Raw genomic sequence first — 25290 nt, 5'->3', positions numbered from 1 at the left:
CTTAAAGGATTTCCTTGATGCGGGTCAGCGCCTGTTCGGTCTGTTCCAGGTCGTGGACCAGGGCGATACGGACATAACGGTCGCCCACGCCGTCGCGAGCCAGATATTTGCCGGGCAGGACGCGGATCTTGGCCTGTCGCCACAATTCCACCGCCGCGTTCTCGCCGTCGCCCACGTCCAGCCACAGGAAAAAGCCGCCTTGGGGACGGGCGAAACCGGGACGACCGCCCAACAGGCGTTCGGCCATATCCATCTTGGTCCGGTAAAGGGCGCGGTTTTCCTCGACATGGGTTTCGTCACGCCACAAGGCGGCGGCGACGGCGACAATGGGCAGGGGCGTCGCGGCGCCGCCATAGGAACGCACCCGGCCGAACGCGGCCATGACCTTGGGATCGCCGGCGACGAAGCCCGAACGCAGGCCCGGCGCGCTGGAACGTTTGGACAGCGAATGGAACACCAGAACGTTGTCCACCGATCCGCCCAGGGCGGCACAGGCTTCAAGCGCGCCGGCCGGTTCCACCTTGTCCCAGATTTCCGAATAACATTCGTCCATGGCCAGCACGAAACCGTATTTGCGGGCCAGCGACACCGTGCGCTTGAGCAGTTCGAGATCGGCCACCGATCCTTGCGGATTGGCCGGACTGCACAGATAGGCCAACTGGGTGCGGGCCAGGATTTCCTCGGGCAGGGTCGAGAAATCGGGCTGCGAGGCGGGACCCGCGGCCCCGGGAACGAACACCGGCTCGGCACCGGCCATGATCGCCGCGCCCACATAGACCTGATAGAACGGGTTGGGCAGCAGCACCAGCGGCTTTTCCCCGCCCTCGACCGGATTCACCACCGTCTGGGCGATCAGATAGAGCGCTTCACGGGTGCCGGCCACCGGCAGCACCATGCGCTCGGCATCGACCATGCCCTCGGGCAGCTTGAAACGCCGGGTCAGCCATTGCGCCACCGCCTGACGGAAATCCGGGGACCCGTTGGCCGGCGGATACTTGCCCCACAGCCCGGCCTTGTCGGCCAGGATGCGCGCCACCAGGGCCGGCGGCGCGTGCTGGGGCTCGCCAATGGACATGACGACGCTTTCCGGCGTCGCCGGTCCGCCCAAAAGGTCGGTCAGGCGCTGGAAAGGATAATCGGTCAAAAGGTTGAGACGGTCGTTCACCTTGGTCCCCGGCAAGCTTTGATCGCCAGATGTTCTACCCGATTTGCGGGGACAGGCCCAAGGAAGATGTGCGCCCGCTGGGCCGTACAAAAAGAAAGGGGACACGACCTCGCGGCCGTGCCCCCTTCCCGCTTATCCCCCGTGCCGGAGGGATTTCAATCAGTGAACGGTCTCTCCATGCAGCGCGAGGTCCAGGCCTTCGCGCTCCTCTTCGGCCGACACCCGCAAGCCCATCACCAGATCCACCAGCTTGAGCAGGATGAAGCTGACGATGGCGGTGTAGGCGACGGTGATCGCCACCGCATAGAATTGGGTCAGCACCTGGCCGGCATTGCCTTCCAGAAGACCGGCGGTACCGCCGATGCCTTCGACCGCGAACACGCCGGTCAGGATGGCGCCGATCACGCCGCCGATGCCGTGCACGCCGAAGGCGTCGAGCGAGTCGTCATACTTGAGCGCGTGCTTGAGGGTGGTGGCGCCCCAGAAGCAGACCACGCCGGACACCAGGCCGATGATCAACGCGCCCTTGGGATCGACGAAGCCGGCGGCCGGGGTGATGGCCACCAGACCGGCGACGGCGCCCGAGACGATGCCCAGGATCGACGGCTTCTTGCGCAGGATCCATTCGGCGAACATCCACGACAGGGCGGCGGCGGCGGCGGCGATCTGGGTCACCAGCATGGCCATGCCGGCACGGCCGTCGGCGGCCACCGCCGAACCGGCGTTGAAGCCGAACCAGCCCACCCACAACAGCGAGGCGCCGACCACCGACAGGGTCAGGTTGTGCGGCGCCATGTTGTCGGTGCCGAAGCCCTTGCGTGGACCGATCACCAGACACGCCACCAGACCGGCGACACCGGCGTTGATGTGCACCACCGTACCGCCGGCGAAGTCGAGCGCGCCCATGGCCCCCAGGAAGCCGAGCGCGGCACCGTTGGCATCGAGCGACCACACCCAATGGCAGATCGGGGCATAGACCAACAGCATCCACAACGTCATGAACACCAGCATGGCCGAGAACTTCATGCGATCGGCGAAGGCGCCGGTGATCAGGGCCGGGGTAATGATGAAGAAGGTCATCTGGAACATGGCGAAGACCGATTCCGGGATGGTCCCGGACAGGGTTTCCTTGCCGATGCCGTCCAGGAACAGGCGGTCAAGGCCGCCGATATAGGGGCTGGTGCCGGTGAAGGCCAGGGAATAGCCGATCACCATCCACAGGACCGAAGCCAGCGCGGCGATGGCGAAGCTTTGCATCATCACGCCCAGCACGTTCTTCTTGCGCACCATGCCGCCATAGAACAGGGCCAGACCGGGGATGGTCATCATCAGCACCAGGGCGGTGGAGACCAGCATCCAGGCGGTGTTGCCGGTGTCGATCGCCGGCGCGGCGGGCGCCGCCTCGGCGGCTTCCTGAGCCCAGGCGGCCGAAGCGGCCAGCATGGTCGCGGCGGCCGGAAGCGCGGCGGCGGCGAAGCTCTTGAGACGATGATGGATCATGGGTAACCCCCGAACGGCTCGGACATTTGACCTGAGGCCGGACCCAGGGCCTTTTGGGAGGATAAGGACACCTGGGCCGGCACACCCCTTCCTAAACAAGAAGCGTGCCAACCGGACCGTGGCGGCAAAGCACGCACTCCGCCTGAGATACCGCCGAAGCAATGATGCAAAAATAAGCAGCCCCTATGACGACTGCCGCGATTCAAGGCATGGATGCCGGCGACAGACAAAAAAAGGCCCGGGAAATCCCGGGCCCAGACGCAAAAACATGGAGGGGGAAATGTGAAGTGTGGAGCCCCCTTCGAAAACGGCGGATCGCCGAACCTCTTTCGGTCTACAGCGCGTCGGCGTTGGTTTCGCCCGTACGGATGCGATAGACCTGGGCGACGTCGAGCATGAACAGCTTGCCGTCGCCGATCTTGCCGGTCCGGGCGGAGGTTTGGATCGCCTCGATGACACGGTCGGCGATGTCGTCGTTGACCACCACCTCGATCTTCACCTTGGGCAGGAAGTTCACGACGTATTCGGCACCGCGATAAATCTCGGTCTGTCCCTTTTGCCGGCCGAAACCCTTGACCTCGCTCACGGTCAGGCCTTGGACGCCCAGCGGAGTCAGCGCCTCGCGCACCTCGTCCAGCTTGAAGGGCTTGATGATGGCCATGATCAGCTTCATCTGTGGTCCCCATGAATTATGGGCGGTGCCTCGGCGCGCGTCTGACCCGAGGTCAGGCACGATCGGACATCCGCCGGTTGATCTGGTCGCAAACTCCCTTGCGATCCTCCGCGTATGGCTTCTCTTTCAAGAGCCGTGCCGAAACGCCCTTTCCGCCCTTGGTCGCCGTTTCCTGCGCTTCAACCACCCGATCCGGCGACGGCATTGCTTAAAACATAAGCGGAGTCGTGCACGCATTGCCTGTTTCCGTGGCGTGCTGGGCTTTTGGTCGGAGCCCTTGCGTCGGCGGCCTCAGAATGGCACATCTTGAACATGGCCGACACCGAAGACATCCCGACATCGCCCTTTCCCTCCCGTTTCGACGCCGTCATCATCGGCGGCGGCCCGGCCGGCGCGCTGACCGCCTGTTGTCTGGCCGGCGCCGGTCTCGAGGTCGCCCTGGTCGAGGCAAGCGATCCGGCCAGGTTGGCCCAGCCGGGAACCGATGGCCGTTCCATCGCCGTGGCGCTGTCGGCGCAACGGGTGTTCGAGGGGGCCGGCGCCTGGACCTTCATGGCCGACGAGGCCCAGCCGATCCTGGAAATCCGCGTCACCGACGGCGCATCGCCGCTGTTCCTGCATTACGACCACACCGCCCTGGGCGACCAGCCCTTCGGCTGGATCGTCGAGAACACCACCATCCGGCGCGGTCTTTACCAACGGTTGGCGCAATTGCCCAAGGCCCATGTCCTGGCGCCGGCGCGGGCACAGGCGGTGGACCGTGGCGCCGTCGGCGCCACCGTCACCCTGGCCGACGGCCGGGAGTTGCGGACCGATCTGGTGATCGCCGCCGACGGACGGCCGTCGCCCACCCGCAAGGGCGCCGGCATCGGCATCCGGCGCTTCGACTACCATCAATCGGGCATCGTCTGCACGGTGGCGCACGAAAAGCCCCATGACGGCGTGGCGCACGAACACTTCCTGCCCAGCGGGCCGTTCGCCATCCTGCCCATGCGCGGCAGCGCGGAACATCCCCACCGTTCCTCGATCGTGTGGACGGAACGGCTGCATCTTGCCGACGCCATCGTGAACCAGGACGATCCCGGCTTCCTTGACGAATTGCGCACCCGCTTCGGCGACATCCTGGGCGACATCGCGCTGGATGGGCCGCGCTTCCATTACCCGCTGACCCTTCAGATCGCCGACCGCGCCATCGACCGCCGTCTGGCCCTGGTCGGCGACGCCGCGCACGGCATGCATCCGGTGGCCGGTCAAGGCATGAACATGGGCGTCCGCGACGTCGCCGCCCTGGTCGAGGTGATGGTCGACGCCCGCCGTCTGGGCCTGGATGTCGGAAGTCCCCAGGTGCTGGAGCGCTATCAACGCTGGCGGCGGTTCGACAACATGTTGATGTTGGGGCTGACCGACGTCCTGGTACGGCTGTTCAGCAACGATTTCGGCCCGCTGAAACTGGCCCGCGACCTTGGGTTGGCCGCGGTCCAGGCCATGCCCGACACCAAGCGTTTCTTCATGAAGCACGCCATGGGGGTGGTCGGCGACCTGCCCCGGCTGATGCGGGGCGAAAGACTTTAATCAGCCACACCCGCCGCCATGGTCGCCCCCGCACAAGTGCTTGGGCGGATCGGGGGGATTGAGGGCCGGGTCGCGGTGCTTGCCCGCCGCCGTCAGGGCCGCCAGATAATCCGCCCACACCCGGTCCTGGTTCAGGCCCAGCCAATACAGGTAGTCCCAGGTGTAGATGCCGCTGTCGTGCAGGTCGTCGAACACCAGCTTGATGGCGTAATTCCCCACCGGCTCGGCACCGATGATGGCCACGTGCTGGCGTCCGGCCACCAGGGTCTTCTGGCCGGGGCCATGACCCTGGACCTCGGCCGAAGGACTTTCCACCCGCAGCAATTCGGCGCTGAGCGAAAAGGCGGCGCCGTCGTCGAAGCTGACGTCAAGACGCTTTTCCGCCTTGCGGACCTTGATCTCGACCGGAACCGGGCGGCCTTCGGACTGGCTCACGCCTTGTCCCCACCCACCTGCCGCGCCTCGTCGGGCAGCATGATCGGAATGCCGTCACGGATGGGATAGGCCAGGCCAGCCTGGTCGTCCACCAGTTCGTTATGATCCGAGTCATAACGAAGCGGCGCGTGGGTGCCCGGCGCGCGCAGGATTTCCAACAGCTTGGTATCGATGCCGGGAACACGGTCGGTCATGGGAATCCCTCCTAATGCAGCAAGCCGGAGCTGGTTTCGGTCAACAGCGCCATTTCGAACATGGCGATCATCATGTCGGCGCGCTCGGCCACATCCAAGGCTTCGAGCAACACCTGCTTTTCCGCGGGACTGAGCGGCGCGGCCATGGCCAGGGCGGAAACCATCTCGGCATCGCTGGCGCCATCCAGCTTGGCCAGATCAAGCGCCACGCCCTGACGGCCGAGATAGCCCCCCACCGCCGCCCTCAAACGGTGGCGATCGACGCCCGATGTCGGCGCGGACGGCGCCAGATCGGCCACGTAAGGTCCATACTCGGCCACCACCCGGCGATAGCCCGAACGCCCCTCGACCTCGCCGGCCAGACGGAAACGGGTTATCCCCAAGGCGGTGACCACGTAACGGCCGTCGCCGGTCTCGCCAAAGGCGGTGACGCGGGCCAGGGTGCCGACGGCATGAAGGCCGTCCACCGCACCGCCGGTGACGACGTCCGGCGCCGATGGCTGGACCAGGGCGAACAGCCGTCCGGCCCCCAGGCAATCATCCATCAGCGCCAGATAGCGCGGCTCGAACACCGTCAGCGGCAGCCGCGCGCCGGGCAGCAACAGGGCGCCCGAGATGGCGAACACCGGAACGACGCGCGGCAGCTCGGCGCCGGTCATCACGAAAACAGCAAGGCCGACAGCCGCCGCCGGCTCGACACCGTCAGCGGATGGGTGGGACCAAGGGCCTCGAACAGCTTGAGAAGCTGTTTGCGGGCCGCTTCGTCGTTCCAGGCGCGGTCACGCCGGAACAGCTCCAGCAATTCGTCCACCGCCGCTTCCGCCTCTCCGGCACCGTAATAGGCCAAGGCCAGATCCAGTCGCGCCTGATGGTCGTCGGCGTCGGCGGCCAAGCGGCGCCGCAAATCGGCGCTTTGGCCGGCGCTGGCGGCTGCGGCCTCTTGCAGGTCGAGCGCCGTCTTGACCGCGGCGATCTCGGCGTTCTTCAGCATCTCGGGGGACAGGTGCGGCAACATCTGGCGCACGGTCTCGGCGTCGCCCAGGACCAACAGCGAGCGCAACAGCCCGGCCATGGCCGCGGCGTTGGCCGGGTCCTCGGCCAGCACCTGCTGGAAAGCGGCGGCGGCGGTCTCGGCATCGCCGTCGGCCAGCAATTGCTTGGCCTCGACGATGATGTCGTCCAGGCTGGGCTGGGCACCGGCACCACCGCCGCTGGTCAGGCGTTGCAGGAAGGCCCGCAACTGGCTTTCCGGCTGGGCGCCGGTGAAGCCGTCGACCGGGCGGCCATCCTTGAAGGCGTAGACGGTGGGCACCGACTGGATGCGCAATTGCGCGGCCAGGGCCTGTTCCTTGTCCACGTCGATCTTCACCATGCGCACCGCGCCGCGCATTTCACGCACCAGCTTTTCCAGCATCGGGCCAAGCTGTTTGCACGGGCCGCACCAGGTAGCCCAGAAATCGACGATCACCGGGCCCTTGAGCGACGCTTCGATCACGTCGGCGGCGAAAGTGGCGGCCGAGCCGTCCTTGACAAGGTCGCCGGCAGGGGTGCCAGCAGCGGCGGGCTTGGCCCCGGAACCAAAGATCAGGTCCATGTCATCCGTTCCCGATGAAGTTCGACCCGCAATAGATGGACCGGGATAATGCGGCTGGCAAGGGCCAAAGCCCATCCGCCACAAGCCGCGCCGATCCGCCGGGACAAAATGCGCGAAAGTGAAAAAAAGGGCTTGCGCCCCCCCATCCTTTCCCGTATTTATCCGGTCCTCCACGGCGCCAAGCCACGGAGAACACGCCAGGAAGCGGGCGTAGCTCAGGGGTAGAGCACAACCTTGCCAAGGTTGGGGTCGAGGGTTCGAATCCCTTCGCCCGCTCCAATCTCTCTTCGGAGAGCCGAAAGAAAAGCCGCCGTTTGGCGGCTTTTTCGTTTTCCAGCCCCATTCTCAGTTTTCCCCATTCGCCGCCAGCTTGCGGGTACGCCACAAGGAGGCGCCGATACCGCCAGCGATCAAGGCTATGGTGACGCCAAGGCCGATGGCCGGGTCGGGCTTGCCGACCCATTGCGCCCAGAAGATCTTGCCGCCGATGAACACCAGGATCAGCGCCAGCGCCACCTTGAGATAGACGAAACGGTGCATCATGGCGGCCAGGGCGAAATACAGCGCCCGCAGCCCCAGAATGGCGAAGATGTTCGAGGTGTAGACGATGTAAGGGTCGGTGGTGATGGCCAGGACCGCCGGCACGCTGTCCACCGCGAAAACGATGTCGGCAAGTTCCACCACCACCAGACTGAGCAGCAAGGGCGTCGCCCACCAGCGCAGGCGTCCCTGCGCGTCGGGCTGGCGCACCATGAAGCGGTCGCCATGCAAATGCTCGGTCACCCGCATGTGCCGGCGCAGGAAACACAAAACCGGATTGGCGGCCACGTCGGGGGCATCGTCGCCGCCCCGCGTCAGCAACATCTTGATCCCGGTGATCGCCAGGAAGGCACCGAACAGCCACAAGATCCAATGGAAGCGGTCCACCAGCGCGGTGCCGAAACCGATCATCAGCCCCCTCAGCACGATCACCCCCAGGATGCCCCAGAACAGTACCCGGTGCTGGTGCATGCGCGGCACCGCCAAGGCGGTGAAGATCAGCGAGATGACGAAGATGTTGTCGAGCGCCAGGCTTTTTTCCACCACGAAGCCGGTCAGATAGGTGATGCCGGCCTCGCGCCCCATGACGTGCCAGACCCAGCCGCCGAAAGCGACGCCGACCGTCATGTATCCGGCACTGAGCACCAGGCTTTCGCCCACCTCGATCTCGCGGCGGCGGCCGGTGACCGGGTCGGGGCGGTGCAGGACGCCCAGGTCCAGCACCATCAGGAAGCCCACCAGCCCCAGGAACACCAGCCAAGCCCAAACAGCCTTTCCCAGAAACGGCGTCATCAGGAAATCGACGATCCAATCCATGAGGCACCCGGTCGAAAATGGATACTCTGACAATAGGCCCGCCGGTGAAAGGCTGGAAATCCAGCCATCGGATGCTTTTGATCAGAAAAAATTATCAGTTCGCGGGATGTTTGACGGCCAGGGTCGGGCGGCGTATGGTGGGTCTCAGGAATAAAGGACCAAGACCTTCTTTCCTGTTTCCCGTGGTACGGGCGAATGAACGACACGAGGCCGGGCGTCATGCCCGGCCGTTCGTTTTTCGCCCGTATTTTTGTGGGACCAGCTTTTCGCAGGAGCCGATTGCATGACCGCCACTGAATTCGAACTGACCGAACTGCGCGCCGAGCTTGAACGCCTGCGTGACGAAAATGCGGAATTGCGGGCGGAAATCGAGGAAATGCAACGCGAGGCCGATCTGGACGCCTGTCACGCCGCCGGATTGTCGGCCCAGATCAAGGCGTTGATCGCCGAAGGCGACCGTTGCCCCAACAAGGCGGCCCATCCGCTTTTGGTGCGCGGCCCCTATACCAATTCCATGACCGGCGAAACCATGACCAAGACCGCCGCCTATCCGCTTTATCGCGAAGCGTTCGACGCCGAAGCCCGCGAACTGGGGTTCGAATCACCGGAAAACCTGCGGGCCTGAACCGCCGGAGGGATTATTTCCCCACTGGCACCAATTCCACTGGCAGCAACCCTTGGGTCTTCAACGCCGTCAGGATGTTTTCGGCGATGGCGGCGTTGCCGGCAACCGTGGGATGGGCGTCGTTGCGGGCTCGCGGCGCCGGCAACAGCGGCTCGACGAAGCCGACATCGGTTTCGGCGGCCAGACGGCGCAGATCGTCGTTAAGGGCGAAATAGCGCTGCTTGGCCTCGGAGCTGGGCTCGACGTTGTGCCAGAACATTTCCCGCGTCCAGCGGCCCTCGTCCACATCGGTGGACAGCAACAGCTTGGCTCCGCCCCGCCCCGCTTCAGCCTTGGCGGCACGGACCAGGGCGGCGAAAAGCTGCCAATGTGGGGCGGCGATTTCCATCCTGGCCTTGTACAGGCTTTGCATCGAGCCTTCCTGGGAATTCACCCGTTCGGCCATGCGCAGCACGGTTTCACGCTGCTCGTCGTTCAAGCCATGGCGCATGGCCAGCTCCGCCAATTGCTCCTCGGTCACGCCCTGGCGATCGACAAGCGCGGCCAGATCCACCATGATCGGCGCCTGGGCATCCTGTCCCAGGTAATAGCCGATCAGTTCCACCTGTCCCCGCGACAATTCGTATTTCGACTTCCTGAGGGCCAGGAAGGTCTTCCATCCGGTGTAGACCCGTTTGACCAGTTCCGAATGGCGGAACCAGAATTCCTTGATCCGGGTATTGGTCGGAATTTTGTAGTTGGGATTGGGCTGGCGTTCGGCCTCGCCATCGGCGCCGACACGGTAATAGAACGGCCGGCGGCGGCCGAACTTGCCATCCAGTTGCCAGTGGAAATTGTCGACGAAATCGTTGCCGGTGACGTGCAGAACCACCACGTCGGGACGATAGCGCATGCCTTCCAGACGCAGTGCTTCGACTTCCTGGTCGGTGCCCCAACCGGAATAGGACAGGTTGATGACCTCGGCCTTGATTCCTTGGGCGTTCAGCTTGTCCTCGAGCTGGTGGGTGACGGTCTTGTCCGCCGGCACCAGATACCCGAAGATGTTGGAATCGCCCAAGACCAGCACGCGGAACACCCCGTCCGGCTTGTCGAACGAACGGGGCAGGTCGCGCCAGCCACGGGGATTGGCGCGGTTCAGGTACAGTTGCCCGCTGTCGGCGTCACGCACCACCTGCATTTCGCCGCCGTCGAACCCCCAGCCATACAGTCGGCCGTTGCCGCTGGTGCTCCAGCCGACGCTGACCACGCCATAGGGCGCCACCAGCCGCAGCCCCAGTTCCAACAGGCCCAGCATGACCGCGACGCCAAGAATCAAGGCGACGGCCAGCACCAGACGGGGGTGACGAAGCTGGGGAGAAGACGAGGAGGTCATGGATCGTCCCAAAAAAATGGCGCCGGACGGCCTGATATTCTCCTGGCGCCCGGCTTCCAGGCATCAGGATAAGGCCACCCGGCGCACGGGGTCAGAAAACAGTCAGGCGCCGCAGCACTTCTTGAACTTCTTGCCTGAACCGCACGGGCACGGATCGTTGCGGCCAACCTTTTCCACGGCGCGTTGGGTCGGACGCGGATTCATGACGCCGTCCACATACATCCAGCGCCCCTCGTGCTGGCGGAACGACGCCAGTTCGTGATGGGCGAACACCTTGCCCCGGAACTTGTAGCGGGCGACGAACTCCACTTGATCATCTTCGGTCGAGCGGATTTCCAGGCCGTCCCACTTGGCTTCCTTGACCCAGGTTTCGGTCTCGGCGCGGTCGTAATCCTCCTTGGCCTCGGGCGCCAGGGTGGTTTCCAGATAGTCGAGATCGGCACGGGTGAAGGCGGTATAGCGCGACCGCATCAACGCTTCCGGCGAGGAAGGCGCGGCACCGGCCAGCAACGGGCCGCAGCAATCGTCGAAACCGCGACCGGAACCGCAGGGACAGGAAGTCATGTGAGCAAATCCTCAGAATTCGATCAGGTTGGAGAAAACGACAAGGCCCAGCACCGCGATGACATAGAACGCGGCGCCGATGCCGAGAAGAAAAAGGATGTTGCCGATGGTGCGCAAGGGAAACATGCGCCGTTCGCGGCTTCGCCGCTCTATCGAGCGCTTTTCCGGCCCCCCCACCACCGTCAGGAAGAAACGGCCGCCGATGATCGGAAAGGACAGGCGGATGTTGACCGGATGACGGCGCCAGCTGACCGGCTTCACCGCGCTCCACAATGCCGCTCGTTGGGCGGGTGTGAAGGTTTCCACCACTTCGGGCGGAATCCGGTCGAAAAGCATATCCAACGACGCATCATCGGGCATCCCACTTCCCCCACAGCAGCGGTGTGACCTTATGGACAAAAGACGGACGGCACGATGGCCGCCCGTGTTCTTGGTTTCAATTTCCCTCAGCGTTCACCATTACCCAATCGCGCCAGGATGTCATCCAGTTGTTCCAGGCTGCCGTAATGGATGGTCAGCTCGCCGCCCTTGCCCAGCGGCTTGAGGCTCACCTTGACCCCCAGCATTTCCGCCAGGTCGCGTTCAAGGGCGGCGGTGTCGGCGTCGCGATGCTGGGCGGCGGACGGACGGGCGGCGGACGGCGCCTTGCCCTTGCTCTCACCCGCGGCCAGCTTTTCCGTCTGGCGCACGTTCAGTTGCTTGTCCACCACCTCACGCGCCAGCGTCACCGGATCGTCGGCGGTCAGCAGGGCGCGGGCGTGGCCGGCGGAAATCTGCTTGGCCTCGACCATGGCCTTGATGGGATCGGGCAGCGCCAAAAGGCGCATCATGTTGGCCACGTGGCTGCGCGACTTGCCCACCGCCTTGGCCAGCTCTTCCTGGGTGTGGCTGAACTCCTCGACCAGCCGGCGGTAACCGTCGGCCTCTTCCAGCGGCGACAGGTCCTGACGCTGGAGGTTTTCCACCAGCGCGACCTCAAGCGCTTCCTTGTCGGAGAACTCGCGGATGATCACCGGCACTTCGTGCAATTGTGCCCGCTGGGCGGCGCGCCAGCGGCGCTCGCCGGCGATGATCTCGAAGCCGCCATCGACGGGACGGACCAGGATAGGCTGAAGGATGCCCTTCTCGCGGACCGATTCCACCAGATCGGCGATGGCCTCTTCCTCGAACTGGCGACGCGGCTGGAATTTTCCGGGCCGAAGCTGCGACACCGCCAGGGTCCGCAGGCCGCGGGCAGTATTGTTGGACACGGCCGGCGTGGCGGCGACCGAGGCGGCGGCGGCCACACCCGAATCACCCAACAACGCGGACAGGCCGCGACCCAGATTACGACGCTTTTCCTCTGCCACCTTGATCACCCTGCTGCCTTCAACTTGCGTTCACGCTTCAACACCTCCGAGGCCAGATGGATATAGGCTTCGGACCCGGTGCATTTGACGTCGTAGATCAGAACCGGCTTGCCGTGCGACGGCGCCTCGGAAATGCGAACGTTGCGCGGGATCACCGTCTTGTAGACCTTGTCGCCGAAAAACTCGCGCACGTCGGCGGCGACCATTTCCGACAAGTTGTTGCGCTTGTCGAACATGGTCAGCACGATGCCTTGAAGCTCGAGCTCGGGATTGAGCGCCTGCCGGACACGTTCGATGGTTTGCACCAGATGGCTGATGCCTTCCAGCGCGAAGAACTCGCATTGCAGCGGCACCATCACCGCATGCGCCGCCACCAGGGCGTTGACCGTCAAGAGGTTCAGGGACGGCGGACAATCGATCAGCACGTAATCATAGGAACCGATGGTGCCCAGCGCTTCGGCCAGACGCTGCTCGCGCCGTTCCATTTCCACCAGCTCGATCTCGGCGCCCGACAAATCGACGCCGGACGGCACCAAAGAAAGCCCGGGAATATCGGTGGGCAGGACGGTTTCGGCCAGTTGCGCCTCGCCGATCAGCACATGATAGGAATTGACCGCGCGGGCAGACCGGTCGATGCCAAGACCGGTGCTGGCATTGCCCTGGGGGTCCAGGTCGATGATCAGCACCTTTTTCTTGGTCGCCGCCATGGCGGTAGCCAGATTGATGGTGGTGGTGGTCTTTCCCACCCCGCCCTTCTGGTTGGCGATGGCGATAATGCGCGCGGGCTTCGTGGGGGCGCTGCTAGAGCTGTGCTCGACCACGGCGAACCTCTTTCAGGTGGAGGATTGTTGCCGAGGGGTCCGTCAAAGAGGGGAACCGCTCGCAGGTGATATTCCATTCTTTGGCCGCCACGGTCAATTCGTCTTCCACTCCCCTACCCTTTAGGAAGACGCAGTGACCTTCCGGCAACAGGTGTCGTTCGGCCCAATCCAGCAATTTTTCCAGCGGCGCCAGGGCACGGGCCGTCACCAAATCGGCCGCCACCGGCGCCACCTGTTCGATTCGGCCGTTGTGGATGGTGACGGACGTGCCGGTCACCCGCGCCGCCTCGCGCAGGAAGGCGCATTTGCGCTGGTCGGATTCGATCAGGTGGACCTCGGGCACCCCCATTATCGCCAGCACCAGACCGGGGAAACCGGCCCCGCAGCCCATGTCGACAAGTCTGTGGATATTCGGTGGAAGGATGGGGAAAACCTGGGCGGAATCGAGGAAATGCCGCTGCCACAGGTTGGGGATGGTATCCGGCCCCACCAGATTGATCCGGGCCTGCCACTTGACCAGCACCTCGGCATAGGCGCGCAGCCGTTCCATGGTTTCACGTGAAACGGCGGTTTTGGCTTGGAATTCGTCCGGGGTCATCCCCCTTCCCCTCTTGTGTGTTGTTTCACGTGAAACACCATATGTGGATTAAACACCATATGTGGATTCAGGCCACGCTCTGCTTTTTGACGTGCCCCAACAGCGCGGTCAGCGCCGCCGGGGTCATGCCGGGAATGCGTCCGGCATCGGCCAGGGTCTCTGGCCGCGCGGTCTTCAGCTTTTGCCGCACTTCGTTGGACAGGGAACCGATGGTGTCGTAATCCAGATCGTCGGGAATGACCAGATCCTCGTCGCGGCGATAGGCCCGGATGTCGGCATCCTGACGGGCCAGATAGGCCCGGTAGGTACCTTCGATTTGCAACTGCTCGGCCACCGCCGGGGCAAAGCCCGCCAATTGCGGCCACAGTCCGGCCAGACGTCCCAGATCGATATCGGGATAGGCCAGCAAGTCCCAGGCGCTGCGCACCACCCCGTCCTGGTTGACCTCGAAGCCATGACCGCGCAGCACGTTGGGCGACGCCTTCAACTCCGACAGAAGTTGCCGGCCATGATCAAGGGCGGCGGATTTGTCGCGGAAGCGTTCCGATCTCTCGCGTCCGACGCAACCCCATTCCATACCCTTGGGGGTCAGCCGCAGATCGGCATTGTCGGCGCGCAGCAGCAACCGGTATTCGGCGCGCGAGGTGAACATGCGATAGGGTTCGCGGGTGCCCAGGGTCACCAGATCGTCGACCATCACCCCCAGATAGGCGTCGGCCCGATCCAACACCAAGGGCCGCGATCCCGCCACCACACAGGCGGCGTTGAGGCCGGCCAACAGACCTTGGGCGCCGGCTTCCTCGTAACCGGTAGTGCCGTTGATCTGGCCGGCCAGGAACAATCCCCTTACCCGCCGGGTTTCCAGCGTGCGGTGCAATTCACGGGGATCGATGAAATCGTATTCGATGGCATAGCCGGGGCGCAGGATGGTCACCCGCTCCAATCCGGGGATGGAATGGATCATCTCGTCCTGAACCTCGGCCGGCAACGACGTCGAGATGCCGTTGGGATAGACGGTGTGGTCGTCCAACCCCTCGGGTTCCAGGAACAATTGATGGCGGTCCTTGTCGGCGAAACGGACGATCTTGTCCTCGATGGACGGGCAATAGCGCGGCCCCACGCTTTGGATCTGCCCCGAATACATCGGCGCCCGATGCAGATTGGCGCGGATGATGGCATGGGTGCGGGCATTGGTGTGGGTGATGCCGCACGCCACCTGCGGCACGGTGATGCGATCGGTCAGGGTGGAGAACGGCACCGGCGGATCGTCACCCGGCTGCATTTCCAGACTGGCCCAGTCGATGGTCCGGCCATCCAGCCGCGCCGGGGTGCCGGTCTTCAGCCGCTCCAGGGTGAAGCCGGCGCGGGCCAACGCCGCCGACAGGCCATAATTGGGGGCGTCGCCCACCCGTCCCGCCGCCCAGGTCTTTTCACCGCAATGGACCATTCCGCGCAGGAAGGTGCCGGTGGTGACGATCACAGCGCCGCAACGGATATTACGGCCGTCGGCCAGAACCACCCCCGACACCCGGCCGCCCTCGACGACCAGATCCTCGGCGGTGGCGGCCAGAAGGGTCAGGTTCTCGGTCTCATCCAGCAACGCCCGCATGGCGGCACGATAGAGCTTGCGGTCGGCCTGGGCACGCGGCCCCTGCACCGCCGGACCCTTGCTGCGGTTCAGGATACGGAACTGGATGCCGGCGCGGTCGATGGCCCGCCCCATCAGACCGTCAAGGGCGTCGATCTCGCGCACCAACTGGCCCTTGGCCAAACCGCCGATGGCCGGGTTGCACGACATCTCGCCCAACGTTTCCAGACGCTGGGTCACCAGAATCGTGTTGGCCCCCATGCGGGCGGCGGCGGCGGCGGCTTCACAACCGGCATGGCCGCCGCCGACCACCACCACGTCGGCAAAAAGATCGAAATCCGGTTTCACGTGAAACATCTCACTTTCCGATACAGAACTCGCGGAACACCACGTCCAGAATTTCCTCGACGTCCACCCGGCCGGTGATGCGGCCCAGGGCGGCGGCGGCAAGACGCAAATCCTCGGCCGCCAACTCGATCTCGGCCACCGGATCGAACCGCCCGAGCGCGGCAAGGCAGTCCTCGACCGCCGCCCGATGCCGCGCCCGCGTCAGGGCCGGCGCCGCGCTCACCGCATAGCGGGTGGAAACCTCTTGCTCCAGCACCGACAGCAACCCGTCCAGACCGTCTCCGGTTCGCGCCGACAGGGCCAGCACTGGATGACCATCCAATTCCGCCGGCAGCGCCATCGTGGATTTGTCCGCCTTGTTGAGCACCACCAGGGCGTCCGCGTCAACCATGCTTCGCGTGGGGCCATCCCAAGCCGGCAACAAACTGGCGTCGAATACCGCCAGCTTGAGATCCGCCATCTCGGCACGGGCCAGGGCGCGGCGGATGCCTTCGGCCTCCACATCCTCGGCCGCCTCGCGCAGGCCCGCCGTATCGGCCAACACCACCGGCCAGCCATGCAGGTCAAGATGCACCTCGATGACGTCGCGGGTGGTGCCGGCAACGCTGCTGACGATCGCCGCCTCGCGTCCGGCAAGACGGTTGAGCAAGCTGGACTTGCCGGCATTGGGCGCGCCGACGATGGCGATATGGATACCGTCGCGCAGCCGTTCGCTGCGTTGTCCTTGAACCAGATGGCTTTGCAAATCCGCCGTCAGCGCCATCACCGCCCGGCCTACCTCGCCCACCAGGCCATCGGGCACGCCCTCGTCGGAAAAGTCGATCACCGCTTCCATCAGCGCCATGGCCCGCACCAATTCGGCCCGCCAGCGATCGGCCAAGGCGGCAAGACCTCCGTCCAATTGCCGCAGGGCCTGACGTCGCTGCGCCGCCGTCTCGGCATCGACCAGATCGGCGATGGCTTCGGCCCGCGTCAGATCAAGCTTGCCATTCAAAAAGGCGCGCTTGGAAAACTCTCCCGGTTCGGCCGGCACCAGTCCCAGCGACACCAGGGCGTCGGACAAGGCGGCGGCCACCGCCCGGCCGCCGTGAACATGTAATTCCACCACATCCTCGCCGGTGAAGCTGCGAGGTGCGGGAAACATCAGCGCCAGACCGTCGTCGATATCCTCGTCCCGATGGCGAAGCCTGACCCGCTGCGCGGTGCGCGGGGCCGGAAGATCGCGTCCCGCCAAGGACCGCAACGCCTCGGCGGCACGCGGTCCCGACAGCCGGAACACCGCGACGCCCCCGCGACCGGGGGCACTGGCCAAGGCGAAGATGGTGGTGTGTGACATGGTCTTTTCCGTCGGTGAACGCACCAGGGGCACCGGTGGATTTTCCCCGCCGATGCCCCCGCCTGAATTCATGAAACTTCCGCTCAGCCCTTGGGCGGCGGCCCGTCCTCGGGTCGCAGCATCAGCCGTTCGACCCGCCCCCCCTTGAGCAGATGGGAATCGAGGATCTCGTCGATGTCCTCGTAGCTGTGGAAATTGTACCAGATGCCCTCGGGATAGATCACCATCACCGGCCCCAGCTCACAGCGGTCCAGGCATCCGGCGGCGTTGATCCGCACCCCGGCGATTCCCAATTCCTTGGTCCGCGCCTTGAGATAATCGCGCAACGGCTCGGCACCGCGGGCCGCGCACGAACCGCGCTTGTGACCATCGGGCCGGCGGTTGGTGCAGATAAAGGCGTGCAGACGAAAATAGGGCTCGGGATTCATGCTCACTCTTTCTTCTCCCGTCGGGTGGCGCCGGCGAATTGGGCCCAGAACATCTTCTGCAACTGTTCCATGCCCTGTACTCCAGCCGGCAGCCAGGTCTTGAGCATGATCTCCGGCTCCATGGCCGACAGCGTCGCGGTCATGCGTTCCTGAATCTGCCGCATCAAGGCGTCCTGCATGGGCCTGACGTCGGGCAGGCCCAGAAAAGCCCGCGCTTCCTCGGGCGTGCAATCCACGTCGACGGTGATTTTCATGGCCGGGCCTTTCCACGGGTTGCGTTTCGGCGTGCGAGACCCAAACTAAGCCCTTGTGCCCAAAGGCGCAAGCAAGCCCCGAAATTGCCGAAAGAGCACCCCCCTTCATGACCAACCGCCTTGGCACGGAAACCAGCCCCTACCTGCGGCAGCATCGCGACAACCCGGTGCATTGGTGGCCATGGGGCGCCGAAGCCCTGGCCGAGGCGGAAACCACCGGCAAGCCGATCCTGTTGTCGATCGGCTACGCCGCCTGCCATTGGTGCCACGTGATGGCGCACGAGAGTTTCGAGGACCCGGACATCGCCGCCCGGATGAACCGCGACTTCGTCAACATCAAGGTCGACCGCGAGGAACGGCCCGACCTTGACGCCATCTATCAGCAAGCGTTGGGCATGATGGGGCAACATGGCGGCTGGCCGCTGACCATGTTCCTGACGCCCAAAGGCGAACCGTTCTGGGGCGGCACCTATTTCCCGCCCACATCGCGCTATGGCCGCCCCGGTTTCCCCGAGGTGCTGAAAGGGGTCCTCGCCACTTGGCGCGACGGTCAGGATCGCGTCGTCGCCAATGTGCGGGCACTCAAGGCCGGATTGAGTGAAAGATCGGGACCTGGCACCACGGCCGAACTATCGCTCGATCTGATGAATCGCGCCGCCACCCAGGTATTGACCATGATCGACCCGGAACACGGCGGATTGCGGGGCGCGCCGAAATTTCCCCAGCCGGGATTGTTCGACTTCCTGTGGCGCGCGGCATTGCGGACCGGCGACCGGAAATTGGCCGACGCGGTGACCCTGACGCTTGACCGGATCTGCCTGGGCGGCATCTACGACCACCTTGGCGGCGGCTTCATGCGCTATTCCACCGACGAGACCTGGCTGGTGCCGCATTTCGAAAAGATGCTCTATGACAATGCCCAGCTGGTGGAACTGCTGACCAAGGCATGGCAAGGCACCAGGGAACCCCTTTACGCCGCCCGCGTCGCCGAGACGGTGGCATGGCTGGCCCGCGACATGATGGCCGAAGGCGGCGCCTTCGCCGCCACCTTGGATGCCGATTCCGAAGGGGTCGAAGGCAAGTTCTATACCTGGACGGTACCGCAGGTGGAGCAGGTGTTGCCCCCCGATCTGGCGACAGCCTTCAAGACGGCCTATGACGTGCGGCGGGGCGGCAATTGGGAGGGCGTCAGCATCCTGCATCGCAATCATGCCGCCCCCGTCCAGGCCGACGAAAACATGCTGGCGAAGGCCCATGCCCTGTTGTGGCAAGCCCGCGAAGCCAGGATTCCCCCCGATCGCGACGACAAGGTTCTGGCCGATTGGAACGGCATGATGGTGGCCGCTCTGGCCTTTGCCGGACAAGTGTTCGACCGGCCCGAGTGGATCGCCCTGGCGCGCGGCGCCTATGACGCGGTCCGGTGCATGATGGCCTTGCCCGACGGCCGGCTGGCCCATTCCCTGTGCCAGGGGCGGTTTCGGCCGGTCGGGTTGCTCGACGATCTCGCCCACATGGCCCGCGCCGCCCTGATGCTTCATCAGGCGCAAGGCGAGCCCCAGCTTCTTGAGCATGCCCGAATCTGGGTGGCGGCGGCCGACCGCCATCATTGGGACCAAAGGACCGGCGGCTATTTCCAGGCGGCGGCCGATGCCGGCGACGTCATCGTCCGGCTCAAGCCGATACACGACAACGCCGTTCCGTCGGCCAACGGCATCATGGCGCAAGTGCTGGCCCGGCTGGCCCTGGTGACCGGCGAGGATCGCTACCGCCGGCGGGCCGAAGCGGTGATCGAAGCTTTCGGCAACGAAATCTCGGCCCATTTCGTCAACATCACCGCCTTGCTGGCCGCCTTTGAAATGTTGGTCGAACCGGTGACGGTGACGGTGGTCGGGCCGTTGGATCGTGCCGACACAAAGGCCCTGACGCGGGCCGTGTTGGAAACCGCAATCCCTGAGCTGGTGTTGAAACAAGACGACGGCGGCGACGGCCAGGGTTTGGTGGACGGATGCGCCGCCGCCTATGTCTGCCATGGTTTCACGTGCCTGGCTCCGATCACCGATCCGGCGCTCTTGCCCGCCGCCCTTGGGAAAAGGTAAGGTTTGGCCATGTCCTATCTCGCCTATAACAGCCCGGTCGGGCCTTTGACCCTGTTCGAGGAAGACGGCGCCCTCATCGCCGTCGAATGGGGTTGGCCGCCCGAAACCGCCGAACCGCCGGCCCCGGTCCTGGAGCGGGCCCGTGACCAACTCGACGCTTATTTCGAAGGCCGGCTCAAGGAATTCGACCTGCCGCTGGCCCCCATGGGCACCGCCTTCCAGAAACGGGTATGGCAAGCCCTGGCCGCCATTCCCCACGGCACCACCCGCACCTATGGCGAACTGGCCGGCGAATTGGCCACCGCCCCCAGGGCGCTGGGCGGGGCTTGTGGCCGAAATCCGCTGCCGATCATCGTTCCCTGTCATCGGGTCCTGGCCGCCGACGGATCGTTGGGCGGCTATTCCGGCATGGATGGAATCGACACCAAGCGTTTCCTGCTGACTCTCGAAGGCGTTTCCATCAAGGCTTAAGGACCTGCCCTGATTTGTCAGCACCGCCGAATCCCCCTATAATCGGGCGGACCATTTCCCGGAGGGGATGATGACCAGGGCGGAACGCAGTCGTTTGAAGATGGGCGTAACCGTCGGCGGTGTCCTGTGGATGCTGCTGGTGGGCATGGCGATGTGGATGACCCTTCCCGAAGGTGCGGTGGAAACCCACGGATCGGATCAGATGAAGGACCGCATGAGCCTGTGTTCCGGCACTTTCCGTGATCGCTACGATTGCAAGGAACAGATCATCATCGAAAGCGGCCGCGAGGCGTTCTACACGCTGTCGCTGCGCTTCCTGCTGGTGATCGTGCCGCCGCTGGCCGCCACCTTGTGGCTGTCCTCCTATCTTTCCCGTCATCCGGTGCCGCTGATCGAGGAACCGGAACACCATGCCGCCAGTTCCGACGACTGGAAGGCCCGCGCCCAGATGCACACCCAGATGCAAAGCCCGGTCGAGGCCGCGCAAGACCTGCACATGGCGCCCGACGACCTTCCCAGCCACCCGGTGCACAGCCATCCCCGGCTTGACGACATCGCCCCAGTGGACGATTGGAAAAGTCGGGCCCAGGCCAACACCCGTGGCCTGAAACCCCAGAAGTAGCCGGACAAGAAAAGGGCCTCCTTCCGTTGGGAAGGAGGCCCTTTTTCGTTTCCGAAGCGTCCCTACGAGTTCATCGCCTCGAAGAAGTCCGAATTGTTCTTCGACTGCTTGAGCTTGTCCACCAGGAATTCCATGGCATCGACCACGCCCATGGGCATCAGGATACGACGCAACACCCACATCTTGGACAGAACCCCCTTGTCCACCAGCAATTCTTCCTTGCGGGTGCCGGAACGGGTGATGTCAATGGCCGGGAAGGTGCGCTTGTCCGAAAGCTTGCGGTCCAGGATCAGTTCCGAATTACCGGTGCCCTTGAACTCTTCGAAGATCACTTCATCCATGCGCGAACCGGTATCGATCAACGCGGTGGCGACGATGGTCAGCGAACCGCCTTCCTCGATGTTGCGGGCGGCGCCGAAGAAGCGCTTGGGGCGCTGCAATGCGTTGGCGTCCACGCCACCGGTCAGCACCTTGCCCGAGCTGGGAACGACGGTGTTGTAGGCGCGGGCCAGACGGGTGATGGAATCGAGCAGGATGACCACGTCACGCTTATGCTCGACCAGGCGCTTGGCCTTTTCCAGCACCATCTCGGTGACCTGGACGTGGCGGCTGGCCGGTTCGTCGAAGGTGGACGAGATGACCTCGCCGCGCACCGAGCGGGCCATGTCGGTCACTTCCTCGGGGCGTTCGTCGATCAGCAGCACGATCAGGTAGACGTCGGGATGATTGGCGGAAATCGCGTGGGCGATGTTCTGCATCATCACCGTCTTGCCGGTACGCGGCGGCGCCACGATCAACGCGCGCTGGCCCTTGCCGAGCGGCGACACCAGATCGATGACACGGGTGGTCATATCCTTCTTGGTGGGGTCGTCCAGTTCGAGTTTCAGCTTCTCGTCGGGATAAAGCGGGGTCAGGTTGTCGAAATTGATGCGATGCCGCACGTTCTCCGGCGGCTCGAAATTGATGGTATTGACCTTGAGCAGGGCGAAATAGCGCTCGCCATCCTTGGGCGACCGGATCTGGCCCTCGACGGTATCGCCGGTGCGCAGGCTGAAACGGCGGACCTGGCTGGGGCTGACATAGATGTCGTCGGGACCCGGCAGGTAATTGGCTTCCGGGCTGCGCAGGAAGCCGAAGCCGTCTTGCAGGATTTCCAGGACGCCGTCGCCATAGATGGGCGTGTCGTTGTCGGCCAGCTGTTTCAGGATCGCGAACATCATGTCCTGCTTGCGCAGGGTGCTGGCGTTCTCGATCTGCAATTCCTCCGCGAAAGCGAGCAGCTCGGCGGGAGTTTTCTTCTTGAGTTCTTGAAGATGCATTGGGAGTTTCCGTCTGAGTGCTCGCACGCCACTCGCCTCGGGGGCGAGGCCCGGGCCGTTTTAGGGCCGGGGGAAATGCGCGGAAGATGACGTTTTAGGAAGGCGGAACCGTTGGCGGTCCCGGAATGGGCAAGCTTTAGCCAAAGGCCGCCATGCTGTCAAACGTGATTTTACGCGAATCCCGGCGCTTTTTCGCTCAGAACGGTTTGGTGATGACCAAGATCACGATGAAGATCATCAGCAGCGTCGGAACTTCGTTGGCGATACGGAAAAAACGCTGCGGACGATGATTGCGGTCGGCGGCGAAGTCGTTTTTCCATCGCGTCATCATATGGTGGGCAATGGTCATCAAAACGACGAGCAGTAGTTTCACGTGAAACCAATGTTCCTGAAACAGTCCACCCTCGACCGCCATGGTCAGCCCGGCGCCCCATGCCACCACCGCCGCCGGCAGCATGATCGCCTTGAGAAGGCGGCGTTCCATCACCTTGAATTTTTCCGAGGTGGCCGAACCAGGTTCGACCTCGCAGTGATAGACGAACAACCGCGGCAGGTACAAAAGCCCGGCCATCCACGAGATCACCGCGATCACGTGCAGCGCCTTGATCCACAGATAGGTTTCGCCGCTCATCGATCCTCTCCCAACTCGACTTGAAACGGGCAACGCCCTCCGGCGCCGGCGCATCCTCGCCCCCGGCGACTGCCGGGATCACGGACCAGATTGGCCAGACCGGCAATGAAATCCTGATGATGCCCCACCGCCGGCACCCGCACATAGGCCGGAATCCCCAAGGTCTCTGCCCGGTGGCGGTATTCGATGTCCAGCTCGACCAAGGTTTCTGAATGCTCGGACACGAAGGCGATGGGCACTACCACCACCGGCACGCCGTCTTCGCTGGCCCGTTCCAGTTCCTGCTCGGTGCTCGGGCCGATCCATTTCATCGGACCGACCCGGCTTTGGTAACAGATCCCCCAGTCAAGATCGGCGATCCCCAGTTGGGTCACCACGGCGCGGGCCGTCTGCTCCACATGCTTGGGATAGGGGTCGCCCTTGTCCACCACGCTTTGCGGCAGACCGTGGGCGGAAAACAACACGCGCGGCCGGCCAGAAGCCCTGGCCTGGTCACAGCCGTCCCGCACCAATTGGGCGATGGCCGACACCAGCCCCGGTTCGTCCGGGTAACAACATACGGTTTCGGTGGGAACCGCCCAGCCACTGGCCAATTGCCGCCATTGCCGCCATGACGACCGCGTGGTGGTGGTGGAAAATTGCGGATAAAGCGGCAACAGCACCACCCTGTCCGCTCCCCAGGCCTGCGCCTCGGCCAAAGCCTCGGCGGCAAAGGGATGCCAGTAGCGCATGGCCATGAAAACCCGGTAATCGTCGCCCAAGGCCGATTCCAGCGCCTTGGCCTGCTTGGCGGTTTCTTCCACCAGCGGCGATTTTCCGCCCAGTTGGGCGTAAATCTCGCGCGCCACCGGTCCCCGCTTGCGTGAAATGAAACGGGCCAACAGACGGCGGATCAGGGACGGCGCACCGATGATCGCCGGATCGTTGAACAGGTTGAACAGGAAGGGCTCGACCGCCTCCAACGAATCCGGCCCACCCAGGTTGAACAGAATGACTGCCGTCTTCGTCATCGGCCCTAGCTCCGCCAGCTCTTGATGCGTTCGGCCAGCCGCGCCACGTTCTCGGGCGGGGTCGACGGAATGATGCCGTGACCAAGGTTGAAGATGAACGGTCCCTTGCCCAAAGCCTTCAGGACACGGTCGATACCGGAATCCAGGGCCTCGCCGCCGGCTACCACCAGGATGGGGTCAAGGTTGCCCTGTACCGTGCATTTGGACTGAAGCTTTTCCGCCGCCCAGTCCAACGGCATCGAGGAATCCAGGCTGACCCCGTCGACGCCGGTTTCGGTGACGTAGGTTTCGTACAAAATACCGGCGCCGCGCGGGAAACCGATCACCGGCACGCCCGGACGTTCGCCATGAATGCGTTCGACCAGTTGGCGGGTGGGTTCGATCACCCATTTGCGGAATTCGGTTTCCGGCAGCGCGCCGGCCCAGGTGTCGAAAATCTGGATAGCCTCGGCGCCGTTGTCGATCTGACGGATCAGATATTGTCCGGTGGCCTCGACCAACAACGCCATCAGCCGGGCGAACAGCTCGGGCTGGCTCCACATCATGCGCTTGGCGTTGGCGAAGTCCTTGGACCCCCCTCCCTCGATCATGTAGGTGGCCACGGTCCATGGCGCACCCGAGAAACCGATCAGGGCGGTCTCGGCCGGAATGGCGGTGGAAAGGCCCTTCACCGTGGCGTAGACCGGCGCGAGATGGTCGTGCAGGCCCGAGATGTCGAGACCATCCAGATCCCCTGCCGAGCGAATGGGCGTCAACACCGGACCTTCGCCTTCCTTGAAGGCAACACGCTGACGCAGCGCGTCGGGGATCACCAGAATGTCGGAAAACAGGATGGCGGCATCGAAGCCATAGCGGCGCAGCGGCTGAAGGGTCACCTCGACCGCCAACTCGGGATTGTAGCAAAGGTCGAGGAAGCTTCCGGCCTGGGTGCGGGTGGCGCGGTATTCCGGCAGGTAACGCCCGGCCTGACGCATCAGCCAGAACGGCGGCGGGGTGAGGGTTTCGCCCGCGAGGGCCTTGAGGAAACGCTTCTCGGGTTTCTTCGTCACGTTGCTGCCTTTCCGAGTTATCCGGCCCTAGGTCATACAAGGTTTGTTTTAAGGAGAAAAGGTGGCTGAGGTTGTGGGTGCCTGTGGACATCGTGGATTGGACTCGTTCCACAATTCATCCACAGCCTTGTCCCAAGGGAAAGACCGGATCGCCCGCTTTTGTGGATAAGAGGTGGGCAGAATCGGCATTTGCCCGTGATCGCGGCGTTTCGGCCGTTTTAGCAAAGCGGGGAAAGCCGGGGAAAGCGGATGCCGCGAAGTGGGATTCACGCTATTGTCGGCAACCACGCCAATCTTGTTCCCAAGGGGGGCGTCGGCAG

27 protein-coding genes and 1 tRNA gene are annotated in these 25290 nt (G+C 64.1%); 6 read left to right on the top strand and 22 right to left on the bottom strand.

Translation table 11 applies throughout. The annotated features are described in order from the left end of the window. Position 1: 1 nt before the first annotated feature. The 3 genes from G4223_RS16225 to G4223_RS16215 all read right to left on the bottom strand — a co-directional run bounded on the left by G4223_RS16225 (position 2) and on the right by G4223_RS16215 (position 3338). Entirely contained in the window at positions 2-1165 is a 1164-nt protein-coding gene (locus G4223_RS16225; protein WP_338086899.1) for an aminotransferase class I/II-fold pyridoxal phosphate-dependent enzyme, read from the bottom strand. 159 nt (positions 1166-1324) lie between these two features. Next, the gene (locus G4223_RS16220; RefSeq protein WP_163681900.1) at positions 1325-2665 is read right to left on the bottom strand and encodes an ammonium transporter; all 1341 of its coding nucleotides are present in this window, start codon (positions 2663-2665) and stop codon (positions 1325-1327) included. A 334-nt stretch (positions 2666-2999) separates the two neighbouring features. Next, positions 3000-3338: a P-II family nitrogen regulator gene (locus G4223_RS16215; RefSeq protein WP_163681898.1), complete on the bottom strand. Its 339-nt coding sequence runs from the start codon at positions 3336-3338 to the stop codon at positions 3000-3002. Between the two features lie 312 nt (positions 3339-3650). Here G4223_RS16215 and G4223_RS16210 point away from each other — a divergent pair, with 312 nt between their 5' ends. Beyond that, a complete protein-coding gene (locus tag G4223_RS16210; protein WP_163681897.1) occupies positions 3651-4910 on the top strand; it encodes a UbiH/UbiF/VisC/COQ6 family ubiquinone biosynthesis hydroxylase in 1260 nt (419 codons plus the stop codon). On the opposite strand, the gene G4223_RS16205 is transcribed toward G4223_RS16210, so the two are convergent. Genes G4223_RS16205 through trxA form a run of 4 tightly spaced genes read right to left on the bottom strand, consistent with a single transcriptional unit; the run spans position 4911 to position 7133 of the window. Next, a complete protein-coding gene (locus G4223_RS16205; protein WP_163681894.1) occupies positions 4911-5345 on the bottom strand; it encodes a gamma-butyrobetaine hydroxylase-like domain-containing protein in 435 nt (144 codons plus the stop codon). It lies immediately after the preceding gene. Continuing rightward, positions 5342-5539 carry a Trm112 family protein gene (locus tag G4223_RS16200; protein ID WP_163681892.1) on the bottom strand — a complete coding sequence of 66 codons (198 nt, stop codon included), beginning with the start codon at positions 5537-5539 and terminating at the stop codon, positions 5342-5344. Before G4223_RS16200 ends, G4223_RS16205 begins: the two co-directional genes overlap by 4 nt. 11 nt (positions 5540-5550) lie before the next feature. Beyond that, the gene (locus G4223_RS16195; RefSeq protein ID WP_163681890.1) at positions 5551-6198 is read right to left on the bottom strand and encodes an LON peptidase substrate-binding domain-containing protein; all 648 of its coding nucleotides are present in this window, start codon (positions 6196-6198) and stop codon (positions 5551-5553) included. Beyond that, positions 6198-7133 (bottom strand): thioredoxin, encoded by a 936-nt coding sequence (gene trxA / locus G4223_RS16190; RefSeq protein ID WP_163681889.1) that lies wholly within the window; start codon positions 7131-7133, stop codon positions 6198-6200. The genes G4223_RS16195 and trxA overlap by 1 nt, the downstream gene beginning before the upstream one ends. 204 nt (positions 7134-7337) lie before the next feature. Here trxA and G4223_RS16185 point away from each other — a divergent pair. Next, positions 7338-7412: transfer RNA gene (locus G4223_RS16185), tRNA-Gly, on the top strand. A gap of 66 nt (positions 7413-7478) precedes the next feature. On the opposite strand, the gene G4223_RS16180 is transcribed toward G4223_RS16185, so the two are convergent. Further along, positions 7479-8489 carry a TerC family protein gene (locus G4223_RS16180; protein ID WP_163681888.1) on the bottom strand — a complete coding sequence of 337 codons (1011 nt, stop codon included), beginning with the start codon at positions 8487-8489 and terminating at the stop codon, positions 7479-7481. A 283-nt stretch (positions 8490-8772) separates the two neighbouring features. On the opposite strand from G4223_RS16180, the gene G4223_RS16175 reads away from it, so the two are divergent. After that, positions 8773-9114, top strand: a complete 342-nt coding sequence (locus tag G4223_RS16175) for a hypothetical protein (protein ID WP_163681887.1) — start codon at positions 8773-8775, stop codon at positions 9112-9114. 13 nt (positions 9115-9127) lie between these two features. Here the strand turns inward: G4223_RS16175 and G4223_RS16170 are convergent, their stop codons facing one another. From G4223_RS16170 to G4223_RS16125, 10 genes are all read right to left on the bottom strand, one after another. Beyond that, a complete protein-coding gene (locus tag G4223_RS16170) occupies positions 9128-10486 on the bottom strand; it encodes an SGNH/GDSL hydrolase family protein (RefSeq protein WP_163681886.1) in 1359 nt (452 codons plus the stop codon). Between the two features lie 102 nt (positions 10487-10588). Then, complete coding sequence (locus G4223_RS16165; RefSeq protein WP_163681884.1) at positions 10589-11050, bottom strand: YchJ family protein; 462 nt, start codon at positions 11048-11050, stop codon at positions 10589-10591. A 12-nt stretch (positions 11051-11062) separates the two neighbouring features. Next, complete coding sequence (locus G4223_RS16160) at positions 11063-11410, bottom strand: hypothetical protein (RefSeq protein WP_163681882.1); 348 nt, start codon at positions 11408-11410, stop codon at positions 11063-11065. A gap of 86 nt (positions 11411-11496) precedes the next feature. Beyond that, positions 11497-12399: a ParB/RepB/Spo0J family partition protein gene (locus G4223_RS16155; protein WP_163682042.1), complete on the bottom strand. Its 903-nt coding sequence runs from the start codon at positions 12397-12399 to the stop codon at positions 11497-11499. 5 nt (positions 12400-12404) lie between these two features. Beyond that, complete coding sequence (locus G4223_RS16150; protein ID WP_163681880.1) at positions 12405-13220, bottom strand: AAA family ATPase; 816 nt, start codon at positions 13218-13220, stop codon at positions 12405-12407. Continuing rightward, positions 13201-13818 (bottom strand): 16S rRNA (guanine(527)-N(7))-methyltransferase RsmG, encoded by a 618-nt coding sequence (gene rsmG / locus G4223_RS16145; RefSeq protein WP_163681878.1) that lies wholly within the window; start codon positions 13816-13818, stop codon positions 13201-13203. Before rsmG ends, G4223_RS16150 begins: the two co-directional genes overlap by 20 nt. Positions 13819-13885: 67 nt before the next feature. Continuing rightward, positions 13886-15763 (bottom strand): tRNA uridine-5-carboxymethylaminomethyl(34) synthesis enzyme MnmG, encoded by a 1878-nt coding sequence (mnmG, locus tag G4223_RS16140; RefSeq protein ID WP_163681876.1) that lies wholly within the window; start codon positions 15761-15763, stop codon positions 13886-13888. Between the two features lies 1 nt (position 15764). Beyond that, entirely contained in the window at positions 15765-17090 is a 1326-nt protein-coding gene (gene mnmE / locus G4223_RS16135; protein ID WP_163681874.1) for a tRNA uridine-5-carboxymethylaminomethyl(34) synthesis GTPase MnmE, read from the bottom strand. A gap of 83 nt (positions 17091-17173) precedes the next feature. Beyond that, positions 17174-17518: a (2Fe-2S) ferredoxin domain-containing protein gene (locus G4223_RS16130; protein ID WP_163682040.1), complete on the bottom strand. Its 345-nt coding sequence runs from the start codon at positions 17516-17518 to the stop codon at positions 17174-17176. A gap of 2 nt (positions 17519-17520) precedes the next feature. After that, entirely contained in the window at positions 17521-17772 is a 252-nt protein-coding gene (locus G4223_RS16125) for a DUF6489 family protein (RefSeq protein ID WP_163681872.1), read from the bottom strand. Positions 17773-17879: 107 nt separating this feature from the next. Here G4223_RS16125 and G4223_RS16120 point away from each other — a divergent pair, with 107 nt between their 5' ends. The 3 genes from G4223_RS16120 (at position 17880) to G4223_RS16110 (ending at position 20961) form a co-directional block, all read left to right on the top strand. Beyond that, the gene (locus G4223_RS16120; protein WP_163681870.1) at positions 17880-19868 is read left to right on the top strand and encodes a thioredoxin domain-containing protein; all 1989 of its coding nucleotides are present in this window, start codon (positions 17880-17882) and stop codon (positions 19866-19868) included. Between the two features lie 9 nt (positions 19869-19877). Further along, positions 19878-20339, top strand: a complete 462-nt coding sequence (locus G4223_RS16115; protein ID WP_163681869.1) for a methylated-DNA--[protein]-cysteine S-methyltransferase — start codon at positions 19878-19880, stop codon at positions 20337-20339. Positions 20340-20433: 94 nt separating this feature from the next. Beyond that, positions 20434-20961, top strand: coding sequence for a hypothetical protein (locus G4223_RS16110; protein ID WP_163681867.1), 528 nt, complete (start codon positions 20434-20436; stop codon positions 20959-20961). Positions 20962-21023: 62 nt separating this feature from the next. Here the strand turns inward: G4223_RS16110 and rho are convergent, their stop codons facing one another. The 4 genes from rho to hemE form a co-directional block, all read right to left on the bottom strand. Beyond that, positions 21024-22280, bottom strand: coding sequence for a transcription termination factor Rho (gene rho, locus G4223_RS16105; protein WP_163681865.1), 1257 nt, complete (start codon positions 22278-22280; stop codon positions 21024-21026). 196 nt (positions 22281-22476) lie between these two features. After that, positions 22477-22911, bottom strand: coding sequence for a protoporphyrinogen oxidase HemJ (hemJ, locus tag G4223_RS16100; protein ID WP_163681864.1), 435 nt, complete (start codon positions 22909-22911; stop codon positions 22477-22479). Beyond that, positions 22908-23921 (bottom strand): ferrochelatase, encoded by a 1014-nt coding sequence (gene hemH, locus G4223_RS16095; protein ID WP_163681862.1) that lies wholly within the window; start codon positions 23919-23921, stop codon positions 22908-22910. Before hemH ends, hemJ begins: the two co-directional genes overlap by 4 nt. Before the next feature lie 5 nt (positions 23922-23926). Continuing rightward, the gene (gene hemE, locus G4223_RS16090; protein ID WP_420844455.1) at positions 23927-24991 is read right to left on the bottom strand and encodes a uroporphyrinogen decarboxylase; all 1065 of its coding nucleotides are present in this window, start codon (positions 24989-24991) and stop codon (positions 23927-23929) included. Between the last annotated feature and the right edge of the window lie 299 nt (positions 24992-25290).

The sequence above is a fragment of the Magnetospirillum aberrantis SpK genome (assembly GCF_011022235.1).
Classification (GTDB): domain Bacteria; phylum Pseudomonadota; class Alphaproteobacteria; order Rhodospirillales; family Magnetospirillaceae; genus Magnetospirillum; species Magnetospirillum aberrantis.
This window is presented reverse-complemented; position numbering and strand designations above follow the sequence as displayed.

Coding starts and splice junctions, on each gene's coding strand:
- G4223_RS16160 (WP_163681882.1), bottom strand. CDS start 11,410: ATGCCCGATGATGCGTCGTTGGATATGCTTTTCGACCGGATTCCGCCC.
- hemH (WP_163681862.1), bottom strand. CDS start 23,921: ATGACGAAGACGGCAGTCATTCTGTTCAACCTGGGTGGGCCGGATTCG.
- G4223_RS16200 (WP_163681892.1), bottom strand. CDS start 5,539: ATGACCGACCGTGTTCCCGGCATCGATACCAAGCTGTTGGAAATCCTG.
- trxA (WP_163681889.1), bottom strand. CDS start 7,133: ATGGACCTGATCTTTGGTTCCGGGGCCAAGCCCGCCGCTGCTGGCACC.
- G4223_RS16210 (WP_163681897.1), top strand. CDS start 3,651: ATGGCCGACACCGAAGACATCCCGACATCGCCCTTTCCCTCCCGTTTC.
- G4223_RS16120 (WP_163681870.1), top strand. CDS start 17,880: ATGACCAACCGCCTTGGCACGGAAACCAGCCCCTACCTGCGGCAGCAT.
- mnmG (WP_163681876.1), bottom strand. CDS start 15,763: ATGTTTCACGTGAAACCGGATTTCGATCTTTTTGCCGACGTGGTGGTG.
- mnmE (WP_163681874.1), bottom strand. CDS start 17,090: ATGTCACACACCACCATCTTCGCCTTGGCCAGTGCCCCCGGTCGCGGG.
- G4223_RS16130 (WP_163682040.1), bottom strand. CDS start 17,518: ATGAATCCCGAGCCCTATTTTCGTCTGCACGCCTTTATCTGCACCAAC.
- G4223_RS16220 (WP_163681900.1), bottom strand. CDS start 2,665: ATGATCCATCATCGTCTCAAGAGCTTCGCCGCCGCCGCGCTTCCGGCC.
- G4223_RS16195 (WP_163681890.1), bottom strand. CDS start 6,198: ATGACCGGCGCCGAGCTGCCGCGCGTCGTTCCGGTGTTCGCCATCTCG.
- G4223_RS16115 (WP_163681869.1), top strand. CDS start 19,878: ATGTCCTATCTCGCCTATAACAGCCCGGTCGGGCCTTTGACCCTGTTC.
- G4223_RS16215 (WP_163681898.1), bottom strand. CDS start 3,338: ATGAAGCTGATCATGGCCATCATCAAGCCCTTCAAGCTGGACGAGGTG.
- G4223_RS16125 (WP_163681872.1), bottom strand. CDS start 17,772: ATGAAAATCACCGTCGACGTGGATTGCACGCCCGAGGAAGCGCGGGCT.
- G4223_RS16175 (WP_163681887.1), top strand. CDS start 8,773: ATGACCGCCACTGAATTCGAACTGACCGAACTGCGCGCCGAGCTTGAA.
- hemJ (WP_163681864.1), bottom strand. CDS start 22,911: ATGAGCGGCGAAACCTATCTGTGGATCAAGGCGCTGCACGTGATCGCG.
- rho (WP_163681865.1), bottom strand. CDS start 22,280: ATGCATCTTCAAGAACTCAAGAAGAAAACTCCCGCCGAGCTGCTCGCT.
- G4223_RS16180 (WP_163681888.1), bottom strand. CDS start 8,489: ATGGATTGGATCGTCGATTTCCTGATGACGCCGTTTCTGGGAAAGGCT.
- rsmG (WP_163681878.1), bottom strand. CDS start 13,818: ATGACCCCGGACGAATTCCAAGCCAAAACCGCCGTTTCACGTGAAACC.
- G4223_RS16170 (WP_163681886.1), bottom strand. CDS start 10,486: ATGACCTCCTCGTCTTCTCCCCAGCTTCGTCACCCCCGTCTGGTGCTG.
- G4223_RS16165 (WP_163681884.1), bottom strand. CDS start 11,050: ATGACTTCCTGTCCCTGCGGTTCCGGTCGCGGTTTCGACGATTGCTGC.